Raw genomic sequence first — 19,809 nt, 5'->3', positions numbered from 1 at the left:
ATGAACTACTTCGTGATTAAAAGGACTTTTTGAACATCCTCTTAGGCAGTTGGCAAAAAGATTTTGAAAACCGTCCCAGCCCCCGGCTGCGACTCGACCCGAATGGAACCGCCGTGCGCCTCGATAATGTGTTTACAAATCGTTAAACCCAGTCCTGCGCCGGAGCGATTGCGGCTCTCGTCCGCTTTGTAAAACCGATCAAAAAGATAAGGCAGTTTCTCTGGAGAGATGCCCTGCCCATCATCCCACACCTCGATCCAACGATCGTGTCTAATGGCCTTGACCCGAATTCCTGCTTGCGAGCCCTCCGGAATGTGGTTAATCGCATTGTCCAACAAATTGATGAAAACCTGCCGCAGCCTATCGGCGTCGGCCTGTACCGTATATGGCCCCTCACTATCTGCACTGAGCTCAATTCCCTTGCCTTTCGCCTTCATTTTCAGCTGTGTCGCGACGAGTCCAATTAACTCTGGCAGATCCACGACTTGCATAGTCAGCTTCACCTGCTTCTCCTCAAACGAAGACAGCTCCAGCAGATCATCTACCAAATGGCTTAACCGCAATGTCTCCTGGAGGGAGATATCGATGAATTCCTTCGCATCTTCAGGTTCTACCACGCCATCCGTGATGCCCTGCAGAGAGGCCCGAATCGTCGTCAGCGGAGTCCTTAGCTCGTGAGAAATTTCGGAGAGGAACCGCTTGCGGCCTTCTTCGACCTTTTGCAGCTTGCCGGCCATTCGGTTGAGCGATCCCGACAACGAGGCGATTTCATCTTTTCCGCGTACAGGCACCCTTCCGCTAAAATCCCCCAGTGCCAGCGCCTCCGCCGTCTTGCTCATCTGCTGCAGAGGCTTCACAAAGTGCCGCGACACAAAGTACAGAAGCGCAATAGCCAGTAGTGCGACGACGAGGGCGGATATATAAATAGCGCGATTGATCTCATTAATCGTACCTTGAATGTTCACGATAGGCGTATACAGGAAAATCGCCCCAACCACTCGGTTGTCCTGTAGGACTGGACGTCCGACGATCAGCATTTTGACAGGGCTATTCTGTGTAAATGTACTCTTCACCGTCACCGGGTTACCGGAGAGCACCTTCTCCACCCAGCCCAGTCGGGCAGGAACTTCGCCTACCGCTTGGATTTTATCCAAGGTCGCTCGAGGATGTCGAATGACCGAAACGCGGACATTTGAGGTTTTCTCCATCGCATTAATTTGTTTGCGGAAATCCTTCTGAGCCGTCGAATTATCGAACAAATCCTTCGCTAGCTCCTCCACTTGCTCCACTTTTTCCAATAAAAGCTTCTCGCTGCGGTCATACGTCTTCTGCTTCATCGTGTAACCAATTGCACCCGAAATCGCTAAAATCGACACCACCGTAATAGCTATATATATAAATAGTAGCTTGCGATAAAAGGAATTCAGCATACGCTAGGTCCCTCGAACTTATATCCCACACCCCATACTGTGCGGATACTCCAATCTTCTTTCTCTGCTGTGAGTTTCTGCCTTAATCGTTTGATGTATAAATCGACCACGCGATCCTCACCTTCAAAATCCCACCCCCAGATCTTAGCGATCAGATCCTCGCGCGTGAACACTTGGTTCGGATTCCGTACGAAAAACAGCAGCAGCTCATACTCTTTCTTCGGTAAGGCTACTACCCGTCCATCAACCGTCACCTCATGACCTAGGCTATCAATGCGCAAGCTGCCGACCTCATATACGTGTGCCGCAGGCGCCACTTGGGTGCGAATCCCCGTCCGACGAAGGATCGACGTTACCCGTGCAACCAGCTCATTCGGGTCAAAAGGCTTCACCAAATAGTCGTCGGCCCCCATCCGCAAGCCTTCCACGCGCTCATCCACGTGGCCTCGCGCCGTCAGCATCAGAATCGGCACATCGCTTTGTGCGCGGACCATCTGACAGACCGACCACCCGTCGCGCTTCGGCAGCATGATATCCAGCACGATGAAATCGGGCTGCAGCTCTTTGAATCGAGCGAGCGCCTGCTCGCCGTCATTCGCGGTCGCCACCTCGAAGCCGTTCTTTTCCAAATACAGCTTCGTTATTTTACATATATTCAGATCATCATCTACGACTAATACCAATGTCACGTGTGGTCACGCTCCCTATTTGAAACCTTACCTTTTATATTACTGGATAATTGTGATGAAAAAATTTCTTTTTAGCGCATTCTAGTATGCTCTTTCTGATACACAAACAAATAGAACAATCCTTCAGCTTCCGTCGGCTGGGAGATTGCTCTGTTTTATCGTTATATGCCGTTCATTTTATTCACGGTGTTCCCAGAGTCTTGTCACTTCCTCTAATACGAGGTCATTAAATTGCATTTTATAAATATCAGGCTTCACGGTTTGATTCAAGAAATCGAATCCATATGTCGCATCAAAATGATTCATCATCAATGTCATAACGTTACCATGTGTGCCAATGGCTATCTTCTTCCCTTTATTTTCTTTTAGGATATCTCTCAATACGACCACCGCTCTTTGCTGGCAGGCTCTGTTAGACTCTCCACCTGGATAGGTATAATCAAAGTCATCGAACATCCGCTTCATCTCAGACATGAACTTTTCAGTAGGAATCAGATCATCTTCTCCAGAAAAATGTCTTTCCCGAAGATCTTCCACTATCTTAATCTCTTGTTCTAGTTCTTTAGCCAACCCCTCCAGGGTTAGAATGGCTCGCGCATAAGGGCTGGATATCAGCACGTCGATTCCTTCATCTTTTAAGATCCTTGTGATGTCTTCAGCATTCAATTTGCCCTTGAGGGTAAGTCCCCTCGTTCTTTCATTTCCTTCTGTATAAGGTGATTCCGCATGTCTGACCATATAAATCGTCGTCTTCATGTAATCCACCCTCCCTAATTTGATTACAAATATTTCCTTACATTCATTCGAGAAATACTTATGATCTCCTGCACAACAACATAGTTGTGAATCTCGAATCTCTTACTTGCCTTACTGCGGTGGCGCTCACATCAGATGAAAAATTATAGTCACTCACTAGCTACGAACAATTGTGGCGAGGAGTAGAGCGAGGTCGGAGTGGTAAGTCGGAGTACATACTACCTTCAAAATTGCAAAAGAGCAGTTTTGAAAAGGGATTTCACTTGTTTAATGGGAATTGATGCAAAAAGGCATCCATTTGGGGCAGTATTTAAGATTTATCCTAAAAACAGATAAAAAGGATGCCTATTTGCACGCATTTTCCAGTTTTGAGCAGAATGCTGAGGAAAAAGATGCCTATTTGCATTTTCGGAGGGTGATTCGGCTTCTTACTAGCCAACTCCCCCTAAGCTTAGAGCTACCTTATTGCCTGGCCTAAATCAGAAAACCCCCTAGCATCCGCTAAGGGGTTCTGTTCTAACTATGGATCCGTTCGTTACACCACGAACGAGCTTTTCAACGAAACGATCAAGTTAAACACCAAATGATCTGGTGTTGTGTACTTCGGATCCACGTTGAAGTAGCCGTGGCGGAAAAACTGGAATTTATCCTGTGGGCTCACGCTCTTCATGTTGTCTTCGACGAAACCTTGCACGATTTGCAAGGAATTCGGGTTCACTTTATCCATGAACGATGTCTCTTCTTCGCCTTCCTCATCGTCCAAAATCAGTGGCTCGTACAGGCGGAACTCCGCTGGTACAGCGCTTTTCGCATCCACCCAGTGGATCGTGCCTTTGACTTTACGGCCAGTGAAGCCGCTACCGCTCTTGGTCTCAACATCATAGGTGCAATGCAGCTCAACCACGTTGCCATCGGCATCCTTGATGAAGTCGTTGCATTTGATGAAGTAGGCGTTTTTCAAACGCACTTCGTTGCCGGGAAATAACCGGAAATATTTGGCCGGTGGATTTTCCATGAAGTCATCTTGCTCGATGTAGATCTCGCGGGAGAATGGAATCATGCGATTGCCCATTTCTGGGTTCTCGGAGTTATTCTCCGCTTCTAGCATCTCCACGCCATCCTCGGGATAGTTGGTGATGACGACTTTGAGCGGATTCAGCACGCCCATCGTGCGCAGCGCCTTCAACTTCAAATCCTCGCGGATGAAGTGATCCAGCATTCGAGTGTCAACAACACTGCCACCGCCGCCTTTCGATACGCCAAGCTCACGAACAAAATTGCGAATCGACTCTGGCGTCAGGCCTCTACGGCGCAAACCCGATATAGTCGGCATCCGTGGATCGTCCCAACCGTCAACGGCTTTCTCATCGACGAGTTGTTTCAGCTTTCTTTTGCTCGTAACGGTATTCATTAAGGAAATACGAGCGAATTCATATTGTCTCGGCACATTCGGCATCTCACACTCACGAATCACCCAGTCGTAGAACGGACGTTGATCCTCGAACTCACTTGAACAGAGCGAGTGCGTTACACCTTCGATCGCATCTTCCAGTGGGTGCGCGTACGTGTACATCGGATAGATGCACCACGTATCGCCTGTGTTATGGTGATGGGCGTGAAGAATACGATAGATGACCGGGTCTCTAAGGTTAATATTCGGTGAGGACATATCAATTTTGGCACGCAGCACACGCTCGCCGTCTTTGAACTCACCAGCACGCATACGCTCAAATAGGGACAAATTTTCCTCTATCGTGCGTTCACGATACGGACTGTTTGTTCCACCTTGCGTCAGTGTTCCACGCGTTTCACGGATTTCATCAGCAGATTGGTCGTCTACATAAGCCAGTCCTTTGCGAATCAAGACTAATGCTCGGCTATACATCTCTTCAAAATAGTCCGAAGCAAAGAAAAGCCCGTCCCATTTAAAGCCCAGCCATGCTACGTCTTCTTTAATGGACTCCACATATTCAACATCTTCCTTGACTGGATTCGTGTCATCAAATCGAAGGTTCGTCAACCCATTGAAATCATCGGCAATTTCAAAGTTCGTGCATATCGCCTTTGCATGTCCTATATGAAGGTAACCGTTCGGCTCCGGGGGAAATCGGGTCACGACCTGACTGACTTTGCCTGATTTCAAATCTTCGTTTACAATGTTCTTAATGAAATTTGATATTGCGCTTACGTTAGCTTCAGCGTTTTTCGTTTCCATATGTGCCCAGCCTTTCTCCCACGGGTTAAAGTTTTATTTTCTATCATACACTATATGGTACTCAAATATAAAGGAGACATAGAGATGGAATCATTCGAGCATTACTTAGATCAATATGCAGAGCTTGCCATACGCGTCGGATTGAATGTACAAAAGGATCAAACCGTCGTCATCACAACACCGATTGCTTGTGCGGATTTCGTCCGCAAGCTGACGAAGAAAGCTTATGAAGCAGGCGCTAAAGACGTTGTAGTCGATTGGGATGACGATGAAGTGAAGGCGCTCCGCCTTAAGAACGCTTCCGAAGACACCCTGCAGACCTACCCTATGTGGCGGGCAACTGGCATGGAGGAAATGGCGAAGGACGGCGCTGCATTCCTGTCCATTTATGCGCCTAACTCGGACTTGTTCAAGGAAGTCGCTCCTGAACGCGTCGCAATGTCCAGTAAAGCTGCAGCAACTGCACGTGCAGGCTTCCTTTCCTATATGCGCAACAACAAGGTCAATTGGTTGATGGTCTCTTATCCGACAGCAGAATGGTCAGCGAAGGTATTCCCGAATTTGAGCGAGTCCGAGCGGATTACACAGCTGTGGGAGCAAATTTTCAAGCTGACACGTGTAGACAAAGCAGATCCTGTTGCGGCATGGAAAGAGCATATTGCTACATTGACCGCGAAGCAGAATATGCTGAACAAGATGAAATATAAGCAGCTTCATTTCCAATCTCCAGGAACCGACTTATACATAGAACTAGCACCTAAGCATCAATGGGTTGCTGCAGGCAGTGAGACCGAGAGCGGCATTTTCTTCGTACCGAACATTCCGACTGAGGAAGTGTTCACGATGCCAGCTCGTAACGGTACGAACGGCACAGTGCGCAGCACGCTGCCCCTGAGCTACCAGGGCTCATTGATTGATGGCTTCTCCCTAACCTTCAAGGATGGCCGCGTCGTCGAGGCAACCGCAGAAGTGGGGCAAGAAGTATTGAACAACATGCTGAGTATGGATGAAGGTGCTCGTTATTTGGGTGAAGTGGCACTCGTGCCCTATGACTCGCCTATCTCACAATCAGGCCTCATCTACTACAACACACTTTTCGACGAAAATGCTTCCTGTCACGTCGCACTCGGCAATTCCTACCCGTTCACGATTGAGGGTGGAACGACGATGAGTGCCGAGGAGCTTGAGGCAAATGGCTATAACAAAAGCTTGATCCACGTGGATTTCATGATTGGTTCCAAAGATATGGCGATTGACGGGATCTTGGCAGACGGTACGCGTGAGCCCCTATTCCGCAATGGGAACTGGGCATAAAACCCGTACAACAATGAAAGACCGCTCCTACGTGGAAACTAATTTCCATGTATGGGCGGTCTTTCTCGCATCTAGTCCTCGTCTTCTGGACTCGGTGCACGCACCATGCTGGTCGTCAAGGTTTGCGTAACAGCCGCTTTCTTCAGCTTCCATTGGCCTTTGTGCCATTTCCACACCGAAGTGACATAGCCTAGTGTGTCCGCATTCGCGATACCTGTGATGCGCTGAACACCTTTCAGTTCACAGTAGCCATCCCGATCCACATCGACGGGCTTTAACAGGCTGTATGCATCTACATTAACAATGATTGGCTTCACAATTTTCCCTTGATTGTAAATGCCAAATTGCTCGTAAGCCTCCTTGCGATCCGCAATATCGAGGGTGAAGGATTTGCCGGTCTCCTCGATTTTCATCTTCACCTTATAATTATTCTTAAAGGTCGCTTTGACATGCAGCGGTTCCGGCATCGGGATTGCGGTGGGCACGTTATTTTTGAGCGAATAAATATAATTCGAGGTAAACCCGCCACTACCGCCGGTATCAGAGGTTACATAGATCTGAGGCAGCTTGTCATGGATAAAATCACAAAAATCCATCTTCGGATTATACCCGCCTTCCAGCGGAATCACGACCTGCGCCTGACCTTGTCCGGTGACGGAGATAAACAGCTTGTCATAATAGGGGCTATTCAGGTCTGATTTCAGACCGACAAGGGAGACCATATCTAATTTGCCGTCGCCTGTGACATCAATTTCACGCGTCTGGATGAGCTGACCTTGCCCACTCTGTGGAGGCTCTAGTTGTGAGGGGGGTGGAGGTACCGCTTGTGTAAAGGCCTCTGCCGATCCACCAAAGCTCAAAGCGCCACTCAAGAGCATACCCATCACTGCTGCGCGCAGTGGGATTGTAAAACTTTTTCTAAACCGAGACATTGTTCGCACTTCCCATCATGGAATTGAATTCGGTTTATTATTCCAAATTTTCCATTGTGGTATGCGGAAAATAACTACAAAAGAGGCGGTCTGCGATAAAGCGTCGCCTGCTCGAACGCATACGCAAGCTTAATCAACGTCGGCTCACTGAATGCTCCGGCTGCAAACATGACACCCATTGGCCCTTTGCTTGTGTACCCAGCGGGTACAATCAGCAGTGGATAGCCTGCCCTGGCGGCAATATCCTCGCCTTCATCTTTGGGAAAAAACAACGCATCGAGTTGATACGTGTGAAGGGCATGATCGATCCCTTGTGCTCGTGTGAGCTCTTGATATCTATGTAGACTCGTCAAATAAGTCTCTTCCGTAAGCGTCCCGTTCGCATCCTCTGACCATATCAGCGTGTCCTGCCCATAGACCAGCGCCTTTTCCGCATGCTGTTCATTGAATGCAATAATCTCATGTAAGGAATGCACAGGTGTCTTGGACGGATCTAGCTTGGCCAGGTAGGCGTTTAGATCCCTTTTGAATTCGTAGAGAAGCACATCGTAGTTCCAAACAGCATCTTGGCAAGGAAGCACCACATCATCAATGACAATCGCACCTTCGTCGCACAAAACTTGAATAGCCTGCTCCGCAAGCTGCCGTTCTTCCTCATCCAACTGCTGATAATACCAACGTGGAATCCCTATTCTGGCTTGATGGAGCCCTCGACGATTGAGAAAAGGGGTATAATCCAGATGGCCCTGACCGTCGCTAGCTATACTATATGCATCTGCTGCATCTACACCTGTCATTACGCCGAGCAGCACAGCCGCATCACTCACAGTTCTCGTCATTGGGCCCGGTGTATCCTGACTGCTGGCAAGCGGAATTATGCCCGAGCGACTTAGCAGACCAACCGTTGGCTTCAAGCCGACAAGACTGTTATGCCCCGCTGGATTGACGATAGATCCGGACGTTTCCGTACCAATGGCTCCCACTTCAAAATGAGCTGCAACCGCCGCACCGGATCCCGAACTGGAGCCTCCAACTTCATAAATACCAGGTCCATACGGATTTACCACCTGTCCGCCTCTTGAGCTATAACCAGATGGCATCGCCACCGCCATGAAATTGGCCCACTCTGTCATATTCACCTTGCCAAGCAGCACCGCACCAGCGTCACGCAGCTTGGCAACGATATACGCGTCTTCTGTCGCCACATGCTCCGCCAAACAAATCGACCCAGCACTCGTGTGCATCCGGTCAGCAGTCTGAATATTGTCTTTGAGCAAAATCGGAATGCCATGCAGAGGACCCCGACTCCCACTTACTGCACGTTCTCGATCTAACGATTCCGCGATCTCTACTGCATCTGGATTCAGCTCCAGCACTGCATTAATTTTGTCATTATAGGTTTTAATTCGCTCCGTATAGTAAACAACCAAATCTACAGAGTTGATTTCCCGCCGTTCCATCGCAAGTTGAAGTGTGACAATATCTGCATTTGTCATCCATTCGTCCGAAATATGCGCCATCAACAACCGCCACCTCTCAACTATTCATGCTACACTTATTCCCTAGGTTTTCGGGTATACCTTCTTTGCAAACAGGGATTTCCTTGCAGCTTTCTGCTAAGTGGGCAACAAAGGATTTTCATCTGTATAATCGAATAAAGAATGAAGAATACGACCAGAATTTATGAGGTGTTCCTTTTGAAAATAGATCGTTTACTCGCCATCACCATGCTGCTGCTCAATCGTCGCCGTATTAGTGCCAAAGAGCTTTCCGAGCGGTTCGAGGTATCTATGCGCACCATTTATCGGGATGTGGAGGCCATTAACCAAGCTGGCATTCCGGTTGTTTCCTATGCGGGACTCAGCGGTGGTTATGAAATCATGGACCAATACCGGCTGGATCGTCAGTTTCTGTCCTTGGAAGAGCTGCAATCGATCATCACCGGCCTCAAAGGAATTCGCGCTTCCGTCCCCGACCAAGAAATCAGCAATTTGCTGGATAAGGTCGGCGCACTCGTCGCCAAATCCGAGCAACCCGATGCAGCCAGGCTGGGCAACCAGCTTATTCTTGATATGAATCCATGGAGCAGTGGGCATCAAAACACAGAGCAGCTTGCGGCTCTCCGCACCGCGATTAAGGAGACAAGACTCGTCACCTTTTCCTATATATCATCGCAAAGCGAACCGTCCGTGCGAACTGTAGAACCTATGGGCATTGTGGTCAAAGGCTTCGGCTGGTATCTGTACGGCTACTGCTTGCTGCGTGAGGATTTTCGGATTTTTCGCTTATCCCGCATGAATGGCATCGACGTGCTTTCCCACACATTCGAACGCAAACAAGAAACGTTGGAGAAGCTTGATTATCGTCGAGGCCAAAGAGACCCCTCCACCCTCATTACGCTCGTGCTGCACGCGCAGCCGAATATTAGGGCGCAGATCGAAGACTATTTCCGACCTGAGGATGTGACTATACAGCCCGACGGAACACTGATGATTAGAGCGACGCAGCCCGATGAACCTTGGCTGCATGGCATGCTGCTCAGCTATGGTCCAAACCTGCGCATTCTAGAGCCCGCGCATATCGCAGCCATCATCAAAGAAAAGGCCGAAAAAATAGTCGCCCTCTATTCGAATCACTGACACTCTGTTGTCAGCATTGTTTGTCTATACTAGGAATATGAAGAGTGCGTATCAACCAAGAGCAAGCATCTTTATGAAACTCTGCCCCTGCTGACGACGTATCCATACAGGAATACCATGCTAGTGATGCCAGTCTTTCTGGCGACAAAACCAAAGCCCATGCTAAAGATGCCAGTTTTTCTGGCGAAAAACTTTGAGGAGGACAACCCCCATGATCAAAATGATTGAAGATTTTGCAACCGAGTATGCCCGCGAAGCGCAAGGCACCCAGCGCGTCATGGACGTCCTGACGGATGCTTCCCTTGCCCAGAAAATCACACCTGAACTACGCTCGCTTGGACAAATTGCTTGGCACATCGCCACAACGATCCACGAGATGTTATCCCGTACGGGACTGACTTTCGCCGCCCCTGAAGGCGAGGAGCTTGCTCCCGCTTCTGCCCAAACCATCGCTGACACCTACCGCGCCTCCGCTGCCGCAGCCATTGAAGCGATTCAGACGCAATGGACCGACGCGAAGTTGTTCGAGACAAGCGATATGTACGGCGATCAATGGCCTAACGGGCTTACACTGCGTGTTCTCATCTCCCATGAAATTCACCACCGCGGTGAAATGATTGTCTTGATGCGCCAGGCTGGATTGCGCGTTCCCGATATTTACGGTCCGACGCGAGAAAGTTGGGTTGAAATGGGTATGCAGCCGTTGGTGTAGGGGATGTTATTGGTTAGCTCCCTTGGAAGTGGGAAGTGAAAGCAAGCAGTTTCGCTGGCGGAACACCAACATCCCACTTCCTTTCGCTCATGTACACCCCCCTCTGCCCTATCGGCGGAGTTGCAAATTGCATATAGATGGATTTTCTGTAGCTAATTTCAGCAGAATGAGCCTTTTAGATGAATAACTGGATTTCCTACAGCTAATCTAAGGTATTTAATCCAGAATTGTGCCTAATGGCTGGAATAGCGGGAGTTTTTACAGGTAATCTGCGAATAGGTTGAAATTCGTTGGAATTAGCTGGAGGTTTTCCAGTTAACACAGTCGATCGATCGGCAACACAAAAAGTCGTCCAACAAGTCCTTATGGGCTTGTGGGCGACTTTTCTGATTTTGGGTATGTAGGAAAGAGTAGTTTGCTTTATGGGCTAAACCCTCCCCACCGAACCATCCTTATACCCCACGATCACCTGACTAGCCATCCCGATAAAAAGCCCATTCTCCACAACTCCCGGAATCCCGTTGATTGCCTGATGGAGCTCAGCTGGATTCGGTATGCTGCCGAAATCACAATCGATAATATAGTTCCCGTTGTCCGTCACGAATGGCTGACGATCAGCAGCTCTAACTTTAGGCTTGCAGCCAAGCGCTCGGAGCTTCCGAATCGTTAGTTCATAGCCAAACTTTACAACCTCAACAGGTAGTGGAAATGCTCCAAGCTGCGCAACAACTTTACTTTCATCCACCACGATAATCAGCTTCCTACTTGAAAATGCGACAATTTTTTCCCGCAGCAGCGCACCTCCCCCGCCTTTGATTAAGTGCCAAGCCGAGTCGACTTCGTCGGCCCCATCTATCGTGACATCGATTTCTGAGATATCTGCAAAAGGAATAAGCGGAATGCCTAACTCCTTAGCCAAGTTCTCGGAGGCTACTGAGGTGGCAACAGCCTGAATGTGCAGGCCGTTTTGTACCCGAGCACCAAGCCCTTGGATCGCCCAATAGGCCGTTGATCCCGTCCCCAAACCGACGATCATCCCTTCGCGTATCTCTGCAACCGCTTGCTCTGCTGCTGCTTTTTTCGCTTCCACGTGTGCACGCTCCTCACTTCCACTGATTGAATTCTATCCAACTAGTTTAACACATAAAGGAAACCCAACGGAGTATCGTTCGAGCAGTATCGTATGCGGAGATTCTTCTCATGGGCTATACTGGAATGAGAAACTTTCTTATGTGGTAAAAAGGAGGAGATCCGCGATGCACAATAAAACGGTACTCATCACCGGAGCTAACTCCGGCATGGGCCTTGCCACAACGGTGGCAGTGGCTAAGCTAGGCGCCAACGTCATTATGCTCTGCCGCAGCAAACTAAGAGGCGGGCAGGCGCTCGCAGAAGCGCGTCGCCAGAGCGGCTCCGAGCTCATCGAGCTGATGCTCTGCGACCTCGCGTCGCTTGTGAGCATTCGCGCCTTTGCGGCGGCGTTTCTAGCCAAGCACGACGTGTTGGATGTGCTCGTGAACAACGCTGGCGTCGTCACCGTGAAGCGAAAGACCACAGCAGATGGCTTCGAGTCCATGATGGGTGTCAACCATCTCGGCCACTTTCTGCTGACCCAGCTTCTGCTGGATGCTATCATCCGAGCTCCGCAGGGGCGGATCGTCAATGTCTCCTCCGGCGCCCACAAAATCGGGCGCATCGATTGGGCCAACCCTCACCTGCAGCGAGGGTTCCGGGTCTGGAACGGATACGCCCAGTCGAAGCTGGCGAATATCTTGTTCACCCGCGAGCTTGCGAAGCGGCTCGCAGGCACTTCAGCCACGGCCAACTCGCTCCATCCGGGAGCCGTGGCCACGAACATCGGTGTCGATCGCGACACCGGGTTTGGGAAAGCCGTACATGCGATGATGCGGCCGTTTTTCTTGACGGCGGAGCAGGGCGCGGATACGGCGGTGTTTTTGGCGACGAGCCCTGACGTGCAGACGATCAGCGGTGAGTACTTCTACAGGCGGGCCATTGCGCCTGTTTCCGCCCAAGCGAAGGACGACGCGCTAGCTCGTCAGCTCTGGGTTTGGAGCGAGGAGCAGGTCGGACTCACCAGCGGCGAACACTAGATCATCGGGCTTGCTCCCCCTCCAAACTGCGGATAGCTGACCCCCTATAAGGGTACGTTATAGGGAGCATTTACCTTATGTTTGGAGTGTGACGACCCCTGGACTTCTTTCGCAGTCAAGAATCACTAACCACCATGCAGTGGATTTTACGCGCCATCGTAGGCTACTTTTTTCTCCTCATCACCGCCAAAGCATTAGGCCAACGCTCGATTTCTCAACTGCGTTTTCTCGATTTCGTCATTGCCCTCATTCTAGGCAACATCATGGCACATCCGCTCTCTGACGAGCACCTAGCCCTAAAGGGCTCCATGATCACGACCCTTGCGCTCGTGGTACTATATCTCATAACCTCGTGGCTGAGTCTAAAATGGAACTTCCTCAAACATCTCTTTGAACCCTCACCCCTAACGCTTATTGAACACGGAAAGCTTCGCATGGGGGGCCTGCGCAAAGCCAAAATCTCAGTCGACCACCTTTTCTCTGAGCTTCGCAAGCAACAAGTGGAGGATATCCAGAAAGTAGCGCTCGCTTTGTGGGAGCCCGGTGGGATGGTTTCCGTATTCCTCGAGCCACAGCATCATACGGTGACCGCTAAAGATATGGCAATCCCCAGCAACCCTTTTTCCCTCGTGAAGCCACTTATTATTCAGGGCACCTATGATAAAAAGCTGCTCGCGCAGCAGGGGAAAGACCTGGCTTGGCTGAAAGCGCAGATGCAGACTTTACAGGTTGACATGGAGCACGTCGTACTCGCAACCCTTGATGATCAAGATCAAGTCCGTGTATACACAGAACGGGAAACGCAAGAAAAAGACGAATTGACGCTGCATTGAGCGTTGGTTCGTCTTTTTGTGGCTTGATTTTGGTCCAATCAAACTCTTACTTGGCTACTTGTCAGAACAGTACACAGGATACATCCAATGTAGCGCGCGGGGGTTCGGGTTCGGGTTCGGGTTCGGGTTCGGGTTGGGGCAATATTTTGATTTGAGTGAGGTTCAATTCGGGCGAGATTGTGGTGTGGCTGAGGTACGGGTTTGAGGTGGATTGGTGAACATGCTGAACGATTGGAAATTCGAATTTTTGTTGCATATGTGCTTTTTAGTAGCATCGCCCTTCTTTTTGGTGTCCTTGGTCTCTCGTCAGCTTCCTCCTCCTATAGGTCCCCCTCGCGGGCCAATAGAACTTTAGATGGATTTCCTACAGCTAATTTTCTCGTTTACGGCCATTTTCCTTATCTAGATGGAAAAACTCCATCTAATTCCTCCCTATTCTCCTCATTCGGAGTAAATGTGCACATTTAGCTGTACTTTTTCCAGTTATTCACTTCACAGTAGCATTCACAGCAAAATTAACTTCATAAAATCCAGTTATTTCAAATTTGAAACTCAGTGTGTGGAGCGACTCCAACGAGTAAGTTTTTACAATGCATAAGACCCCGCCTATGCTCAGGCTTCGTTCCCTGTAAAACGGGAAACAAACCCTGCTGCAAGGCGGGTATCCTGCGGTATCCAATTACATAAACCGCTTTTCTACCTTTTTGCTAATAAACAAAGAAATCGCAATGAATAAGGCCACATAAATAAGCTGATAGGGATGATCCATGAACCGCTTCAGATCGTAGCCAATAAAACTGACCGACATGACCATCACCGCTTTCCCCGCAGCAACCGCCACTAAGAAGGAGCGGAAACGCATTCGCACCAGCCCCGCCGCCATATTAATAACTACGAAAGGTCCCAGAGGAAATAGACTAAGGATAAAGACATAATTGAACGCTTGGCGCCGCGCCCAGTTGAGGCTTTTTTGGACGTTCGGTTTCTGCGACCAGCGCACGAGATAGGGGTGGCCGGCCACCTTTTTCACAATCGCAAACGTCACCAAGCAACCGCAGACAATGCCGATCCAAGAGTACAGAAAACCGAGCCACAGCCCATACACAGCCGCGTTTACGCTAATGATCACCAATGTTGGGAGCGGTGGAATGAAAGATTTCATAAAAGGAAGCAGGAGCCCAGGCAATGGACCGAATGAACGGTACTTGTCCAAAAGCAGCATCAGATTCTCTTCGGTTAAATAAGATAAGAGCTCTTTGATATCCATATGGCGTGAAAAGTCGACAAGTTTCGACGTTTCCTCTCCTCTCGTTCATATGGCACGATTATAGCACGACAGCCCCAATCCACGCACGGTTGAAGCACAAAACAAGCCGACACCGGATGCATCCAGTATCAGCTTGTGGGCGGGTATTAACTCATTTGAACTTATCAGGGAACTGCTTGATGATCCCATCCGACAACATATCGGCATACATCATCATATGATCCGCACCCTTATCATAGGCGAGAATATCGGCATTCCAATCTTTTTTCAACCTAGCGGTAACCTGATCGGTAATGAATTGCAAGTGTGCATACAGCATGTCCTGCTGCTCTTTCTGTGACCAGTTCGGGTTAGCGGCGTTTAGAAATTTGGCGATATCATCCGCATTGCGGTACAACTCTTTGTTAAATTTAGCTAGATCAGCTTGATTGCCGCTTTTGGCCGCGTCTATTACGCCTCCTGCTAATTGGATATGCTCCCTCAATAGCTCTGCCAGCTTATTACCCGCCGCATCTCCGTAGTACGGCTTGATCGCATCACCTATGTCCTGCTGGTTCTTTAGGAGCCTAGCCAATACATCCTTCTGATCCGCTACCCCAGCAATCGCGCTGACGATATAGCTTCTTGTCCAACCTACATGATCGACCCAAAGTCTCCTCATGTCCTGCTTAAGCTTCACTTTCGCATCGTTTATACACATCGCAGAACCAGGCTCTTTCCCAGCGGTGGCTTGTGCGCCCAGCGGCATGAAAGTGAAAGAGAGAACCATCGTTACAAGCAGCGTTACTAATAAGAACCTTCGTTTCATAAAAACCTTCTCCTCTGCAAACAATTCTCGAACAAGGTTTATTTTGAGGAAAAGCTTACGTTTTTATGCCTATTCTCCTATTTATACTAACTTGGCATTCTGATTATGGAGTTGTATTTTCGCTCGAGGGCGATGGTGCAGCACATAGTACAAAGCCGCGGATAACAACGGAACGAGCCCTGCAACGACATACATCATCCGATAATCCGATACGGAAGCGATCATTCCCATGACGTAAGACCCTAAGCCGTACCCGAGGTCAAATAGCAAGAAAAATGTCCCCGTTGCACTCCCTCTACGGTGTTCAGGGGCCAGTTTCATCGCTAGTGCCTGAAAACAAGGTAAGAGCGCGCCATAGCCTACGCCCATAATGACGCCGGCCACCAAAACCATCGTTGCCGAGTGTGCTTGACTTAACAGCAGCATACCCATTGCAAACAGGATAATACCGGGGTAATACAGATAATGCTCATTGTATGAGTCGAATATTTTCCCAATCAGCGGCCGGAACACCACGATCATTAATGCAAATACGACAAAGAATGTACCAGCAACTTGAGATTGATGAATTTCTACCGTGAACGAAGACATAAAGCCAGATAACGAGCTATAGGCAAAAGCTAAAATAAACCCCACCACCGAAATAGGCAGCGCCTTGGGCTCGATAAAATCACTCCACTGCAGACGGCGTTTCTCCCTTTCTACAGGCTTCACTGACTGCAACGCTTCTTGGCTTGGCTTCGGCACTCGCATACCTAGCGTGAAGAGGAGCGAGAGCGCAGCAATCACACAAATCGCCAACAGCAATACGTGGATGTCCTTATCTTTCCATAAAAATAAACCCAGCGCAGGGCCGATAACCATGCCGACACTCATGAACATGCTGAAATAACCCATTCCCGTACCTTGACGTGAATTGGGCACGAGTGACGATGCAATCGTACTCGTCGCCGTCGAAGCAATCGCATAGCTCATGCCGTGAATGAGGCGAATCACCAGAAACACGAACATCCCCTTTGCACCGAAATAGCTGATGCAAGCCAATAAGAAAATAACCATACCGATGATGGCCATTTTCTTTTTACCATATCGATCGACCCATTGTCCTGAAAAAGGCCTAATCAATACACCTCCGATGACATAAATCGTTATCGACAATCCCATTTGCTGCTGATCGCCGTGCAAACTATCCTTTACATATAAGGGAAATGCCGTAGCAAGAATATAAAAAGTGAGAAACATGAAAAAGCTGCTCATACATACGACAACAAAATTTTTCGTCCAAATTCTCTCTCTAGTCAACATATGCGCTCCATTCTCCACCAAGGTTTTCTGTCTGTTGAACTAGTATAAGAGGGAAAATCAATAAAGTATAATACATATTATATGATAGAATGATCACATCAAAGTTATGAGAAAACCTCTATCGAGGCCATTCGAAGATGAGTGACCGCGTTTAGATGTAAATTTTATCGCCAATCAGAAAACAGTTTTCGGGACGCGAAAACTGTTTTCTGATGTGGTGAGTAAAGCGAGGATTCACCATGGAATTCCTACAGCTTCATTATTTTCAGACCGTCGCACGCCTTGAGCATATGACTCAAGCTGCCAAAGAACTCAATGTCTCACAACCTTCACTTAGCAACTCCATTCAGCGGCTAGAGAAGAAGTTAGGTCTCCCTTTATTCGAGCGTCAAGGCCGGCATGTGAAATTGAATGCCTTCGGGAAGACCTATCTTCGCCGCGTTGAGCAAGCTTTCCTAGAATTGAAAGAAGGCGAACGGGAGATCAAAGATATGGCTGGACTCGACCATGGCGTCGTCTCCCTTTTTGTATCGCTTCCTTACGTGCTACCGACTCTGCTCAAGGAATTCCTGACCCTTCATCCCCACGTCAGAGTCATCCAGCGCCAGTTGGCTTCTGCCTTGGAAATGAAAAAAGATCTCGAGAATGCCGAAATCGATTTCTGTATCTCGTCTACACCGGTAATCGGACCGGATATTGAATGGCTTACACTCGTCGAAGAAGAACTGTATTTGACCGTCCCGAAGGGGCACCGTTTTGCCACTAGAGACAGTATTCGGTTAATAGAAGCTGCTAATGAACCCTTCATCTCCCTATCCTCCCAAACGAATTTCCGGGAAATTACGGATGACTTCTGCCGTCAAGCGGGGTTTGAACCTCACATCGCATTCGAGCTTGAGGAGGTCAGCGCTATTCAAACTTTAGTCGAAATGGGGCTCGGCATAACTTTCACCCTACCGCTATCCCTAGGGAGGAGAGCTTCTAATCCTGATACTGTTCAGTTAAAAATAACAGAGCCCTACTGTCACCGCACCTTCGGGATTGCCTGGAATCGCAAGCACTACCTGTCACAGGCGGCCATTCATTTCCGTGAGTTTGTAATTGCCTTTTTCAAGTGAGGTTAAGGAAGACGATGAAGAGACCCACGGCAAGCACCTGTGGGTCTCTATCGTTATTAGGGTTTCCGCTCGAAAGCAAGACGCACAGCCAACCCCGTCAACACACTGCCCATCAGCCACCGCTGGATCTGCAGCCATAGCGGACGCGTGCCGAACCATCCGGCGATGCGGCTTGCCGTTAGCACGATGACAAGGTTTACTGTGAAGCTCACTGTGATTTGCGTGAGTCCTAGCGTTGCGCTTTGCATGAGTAAGGAGCCCCTTGCAGGGTCCTCGAACTGAGGCAGCAGCGACACATACAAGACCGCAGCTTTCGGATTGAGCAGGTTGGTCATGAAGCCCATGAGGAATAGCTTCTTAGGCGGGTCAACGGGTAGCTCCCGAGCGGTCAGCACCGATCTAGCGCCCGGCTTAACAGCTTGCCAAGCCAGCCATAGTAAGTAAGCTGCTCCGGCCAGCTTAACAGCGTCGAACACATACGGTGCCGCCACAAACAGCGCCGACAATCCTAACATCGTAGTTATGATGTAGACCAGGAAGGCAAGTACAATGCCGAGCAGTGAGATGATCCCCGCCATCCGCCCCTGCGTGACTGAGCGTGAAATCAAGTAGATCATGTTAGGTCCAGGCGTGCACACCATGCCGAGTGAGACTAAGGCAAAAGTCAGAAGCGTCGTGAATGCCATGTCGAGATGTTCTCCCTTCAGCTATAGGTTTAATAGGTGCAGGAGCAAGCTTTTTTGTACATGCATCCGATTCTCCGCTTGCTGATAAATGATCGATTGCTCCGATTCAATCACATCTTCTGCGATTTCAAAACCTGGATGAATGGGCATATCATGCATGATATAAGGTGAATACTTTCCAAGGCTGCGCTTGTTGATCTGGAAAGGCATCATAATGTCAATTCGTCTATCTTTCTCTTCTTGGTAATGTGCATCCGAGAAAAACTCCATATCGACCCATGTATCTGTGTAGATAAAGTCAGTCCTTTTCATCGCAGCAGACAGCACTTCGACTTCCTCAACGTATCCACTTTGATAAGCTTGCTTCATCAATTCTTCATCCCACGAAGCTTCATTAACAATCGGAGTGACTAGCAGTAGTTTAACTCCCAATGTCATACAACCTGCAACTAAAGAATTTACAACATTATTATGAATGCCAACATAGGCTAAAGTTACACCTTCAAAAGTTCCTTTGACTTCATAAATGGTCATTAAATCCGCAAGCGCTTGGCACGGATGGTACATGTCGCAGCATCCATTAATCACAGGCACCTGAGAATAGGCGGCTAATTCTAGTACATCCGCATGCTTTTTGAGTCTAGCCATGATTACATCACAGTTCCTTGATGCATATCGGGCTTCGTATTGTATTGGAGAGATACTGAAATTGCTGGCATCCCAATCCATATTTACCGCATAGCCACCCATTTGATGAATACCTGAATGAAAGGAAAGCGCCGTTCGGGTCGATGATTTCTGGAAAAGCATGAGTAACCCTTTGCGTTCGCAGTGGTTGTAGTAAGCTTTGGGATTGTCTTTGATCTCTATGCCTTTGAGAATGATGGAGAACAAGCTCTCTTTGTCGAGTTCTTGTAAGGACAGTATGTGTTGCAACTTCGTCACCTCTTTCGTATAATTATTCATAATTACGTATTTTTATACATTTTAGACG

At 48.7% G+C, this 19,809-nt stretch carries 18 protein-coding genes; 6 read left to right on the top strand and 12 right to left on the bottom strand.

Annotated elements, in window-relative coordinates; translation table 11 throughout:
• Positions 1-41: 41 nt before the first annotated feature.
• The 4 genes from ACSQ8O_RS02495 to ACSQ8O_RS02480 all read right to left on the bottom strand — a co-directional run bounded on the left by ACSQ8O_RS02495 (position 42) and on the right by ACSQ8O_RS02480 (position 5,090).
• Entirely contained in the window at positions 42-1,430 is a 1,389-nt protein-coding gene (locus ACSQ8O_RS02495) for an ATP-binding protein (protein ID WP_436240339.1), read from the bottom strand.
• Complete coding sequence (locus tag ACSQ8O_RS02490; RefSeq protein ID WP_436240338.1) at positions 1,424-2,119, bottom strand: response regulator transcription factor; 696 nt, start codon at positions 2,117-2,119, stop codon at positions 1,424-1,426. Before ACSQ8O_RS02490 ends, ACSQ8O_RS02495 begins: the two co-directional genes overlap by 7 nt.
• Before the next feature lie 177 nt (positions 2,120-2,296).
• Complete coding sequence (locus ACSQ8O_RS02485; RefSeq protein WP_436240337.1) at positions 2,297-2,875, bottom strand: histidine phosphatase family protein; 579 nt, start codon at positions 2,873-2,875, stop codon at positions 2,297-2,299.
• A gap of 535 nt (positions 2,876-3,410) precedes the next feature.
• Complete coding sequence (locus tag ACSQ8O_RS02480; RefSeq protein WP_056622241.1) at positions 3,411-5,090, bottom strand: glutamine--tRNA ligase/YqeY domain fusion protein; 1,680 nt, start codon at positions 5,088-5,090, stop codon at positions 3,411-3,413.
• Between the two features lie 84 nt (positions 5,091-5,174).
• Between ACSQ8O_RS02480 and ACSQ8O_RS02475 the strand changes: the two genes are divergently transcribed.
• The gene (locus ACSQ8O_RS02475) at positions 5,175-6,404 is read left to right on the top strand and encodes an aminopeptidase (protein ID WP_436240336.1); all 1,230 of its coding nucleotides are present in this window, start codon (positions 5,175-5,177) and stop codon (positions 6,402-6,404) included.
• 71 nt (positions 6,405-6,475) lie between these two features.
• Here the strand turns inward: ACSQ8O_RS02475 and ACSQ8O_RS02470 are convergent, their stop codons facing one another.
• Together ACSQ8O_RS02470 and ACSQ8O_RS02465 are read right to left on the bottom strand one after the other, a co-directional pair.
• On the bottom strand, positions 6,476-7,336 hold the full coding sequence (locus ACSQ8O_RS02470; protein ID WP_436240335.1) for a hypothetical protein: 861 nt from the start codon (positions 7,334-7,336) through the stop codon (positions 6,476-6,478).
• Positions 7,337-7,410: 74 nt separating this feature from the next.
• On the bottom strand, positions 7,411-8,856 hold the full coding sequence (locus ACSQ8O_RS02465) for an amidase family protein (RefSeq protein WP_436240334.1): 1,446 nt from the start codon (positions 8,854-8,856) through the stop codon (positions 7,411-7,413).
• A 141-nt stretch (positions 8,857-8,997) separates the two neighbouring features.
• Here ACSQ8O_RS02465 and ACSQ8O_RS02460 point away from each other — a divergent pair, with 141 nt between their 5' ends.
• Together ACSQ8O_RS02460 and ACSQ8O_RS02455 are read left to right on the top strand one after the other, a co-directional pair.
• Positions 8,998-9,975, top strand: a complete 978-nt coding sequence (locus ACSQ8O_RS02460; protein WP_436240333.1) for a helix-turn-helix transcriptional regulator — start codon at positions 8,998-9,000, stop codon at positions 9,973-9,975.
• 211 nt (positions 9,976-10,186) lie between these two features.
• Positions 10,187-10,687 (top strand): DinB family protein, encoded by a 501-nt coding sequence (locus tag ACSQ8O_RS02455; protein ID WP_436240332.1) that lies wholly within the window; start codon positions 10,187-10,189, stop codon positions 10,685-10,687.
• Positions 10,688-11,114: 427 nt separating this feature from the next.
• On the opposite strand, the gene rpiA is transcribed toward ACSQ8O_RS02455, so the two are convergent.
• Positions 11,115-11,777 carry a ribose-5-phosphate isomerase RpiA gene (rpiA, locus tag ACSQ8O_RS02450; RefSeq protein WP_436240331.1) on the bottom strand — a complete coding sequence of 221 codons (663 nt, stop codon included), beginning with the start codon at positions 11,775-11,777 and terminating at the stop codon, positions 11,115-11,117.
• A 166-nt stretch (positions 11,778-11,943) separates the two neighbouring features.
• On the opposite strand from rpiA, the gene ACSQ8O_RS02445 reads away from it, so the two are divergent.
• Positions 11,944-12,798: an SDR family oxidoreductase gene (locus tag ACSQ8O_RS02445; RefSeq protein ID WP_436240330.1), complete on the top strand. Its 855-nt coding sequence runs from the start codon at positions 11,944-11,946 to the stop codon at positions 12,796-12,798.
• Positions 12,799-12,932: 134 nt separating this feature from the next.
• Entirely contained in the window at positions 12,933-13,631 is a 699-nt protein-coding gene (locus ACSQ8O_RS02440; protein ID WP_436240329.1) for a DUF421 domain-containing protein, read from the top strand.
• A 679-nt stretch (positions 13,632-14,310) separates the two neighbouring features.
• Here ACSQ8O_RS02440 and ACSQ8O_RS02435 read toward each other — a convergent pair.
• The 3 genes from ACSQ8O_RS02435 to ACSQ8O_RS02425 form a co-directional block, all read right to left on the bottom strand.
• Positions 14,311-14,898 carry a TVP38/TMEM64 family protein gene (locus tag ACSQ8O_RS02435; protein ID WP_056622260.1) on the bottom strand — a complete coding sequence of 196 codons (588 nt, stop codon included), beginning with the start codon at positions 14,896-14,898 and terminating at the stop codon, positions 14,311-14,313.
• Positions 14,899-15,049: 151 nt separating this feature from the next.
• Positions 15,050-15,706 (bottom strand): glycosyltransferase, encoded by a 657-nt coding sequence (locus tag ACSQ8O_RS02430; RefSeq protein WP_436240328.1) that lies wholly within the window; start codon positions 15,704-15,706, stop codon positions 15,050-15,052.
• A gap of 81 nt (positions 15,707-15,787) precedes the next feature.
• Positions 15,788-17,011, bottom strand: a complete 1,224-nt coding sequence (locus tag ACSQ8O_RS02425; RefSeq protein ID WP_436240327.1) for an MFS transporter — start codon at positions 17,009-17,011, stop codon at positions 15,788-15,790.
• Between the two features lie 239 nt (positions 17,012-17,250).
• Between ACSQ8O_RS02425 and ACSQ8O_RS02420 the strand changes: the two genes are divergently transcribed.
• The gene (locus ACSQ8O_RS02420; protein WP_436240326.1) at positions 17,251-18,129 is read left to right on the top strand and encodes a LysR family transcriptional regulator; all 879 of its coding nucleotides are present in this window, start codon (positions 17,251-17,253) and stop codon (positions 18,127-18,129) included.
• Between the two features lie 56 nt (positions 18,130-18,185).
• Here ACSQ8O_RS02420 and ACSQ8O_RS02415 read toward each other — a convergent pair whose 3' ends face one another.
• Both ACSQ8O_RS02415 and ACSQ8O_RS02410 read right to left on the bottom strand, forming a co-directional pair.
• A complete protein-coding gene (locus ACSQ8O_RS02415; RefSeq protein WP_436240325.1) occupies positions 18,186-18,815 on the bottom strand; it encodes a LysE family translocator in 630 nt (209 codons plus the stop codon).
• Positions 18,816-18,836: 21 nt separating this feature from the next.
• Positions 18,837-19,751, bottom strand: a complete 915-nt coding sequence (locus tag ACSQ8O_RS02410; protein ID WP_436240324.1) for an ornithine carbamoyltransferase — start codon at positions 19,749-19,751, stop codon at positions 18,837-18,839.
• Positions 19,752-19,809: the final 58 nt, after the last annotated feature.

Origin of the sequence: Paenibacillus sp. LjRoot56, from assembly GCF_964253335.1 — a bacterium.
Lineage (GTDB): Bacteria > Bacillota > Bacilli > Paenibacillales > NBRC-103111 > Paenibacillus_E > Paenibacillus_E allorhizoplanae.
This window is presented reverse-complemented; position numbering and strand designations above follow the sequence as displayed.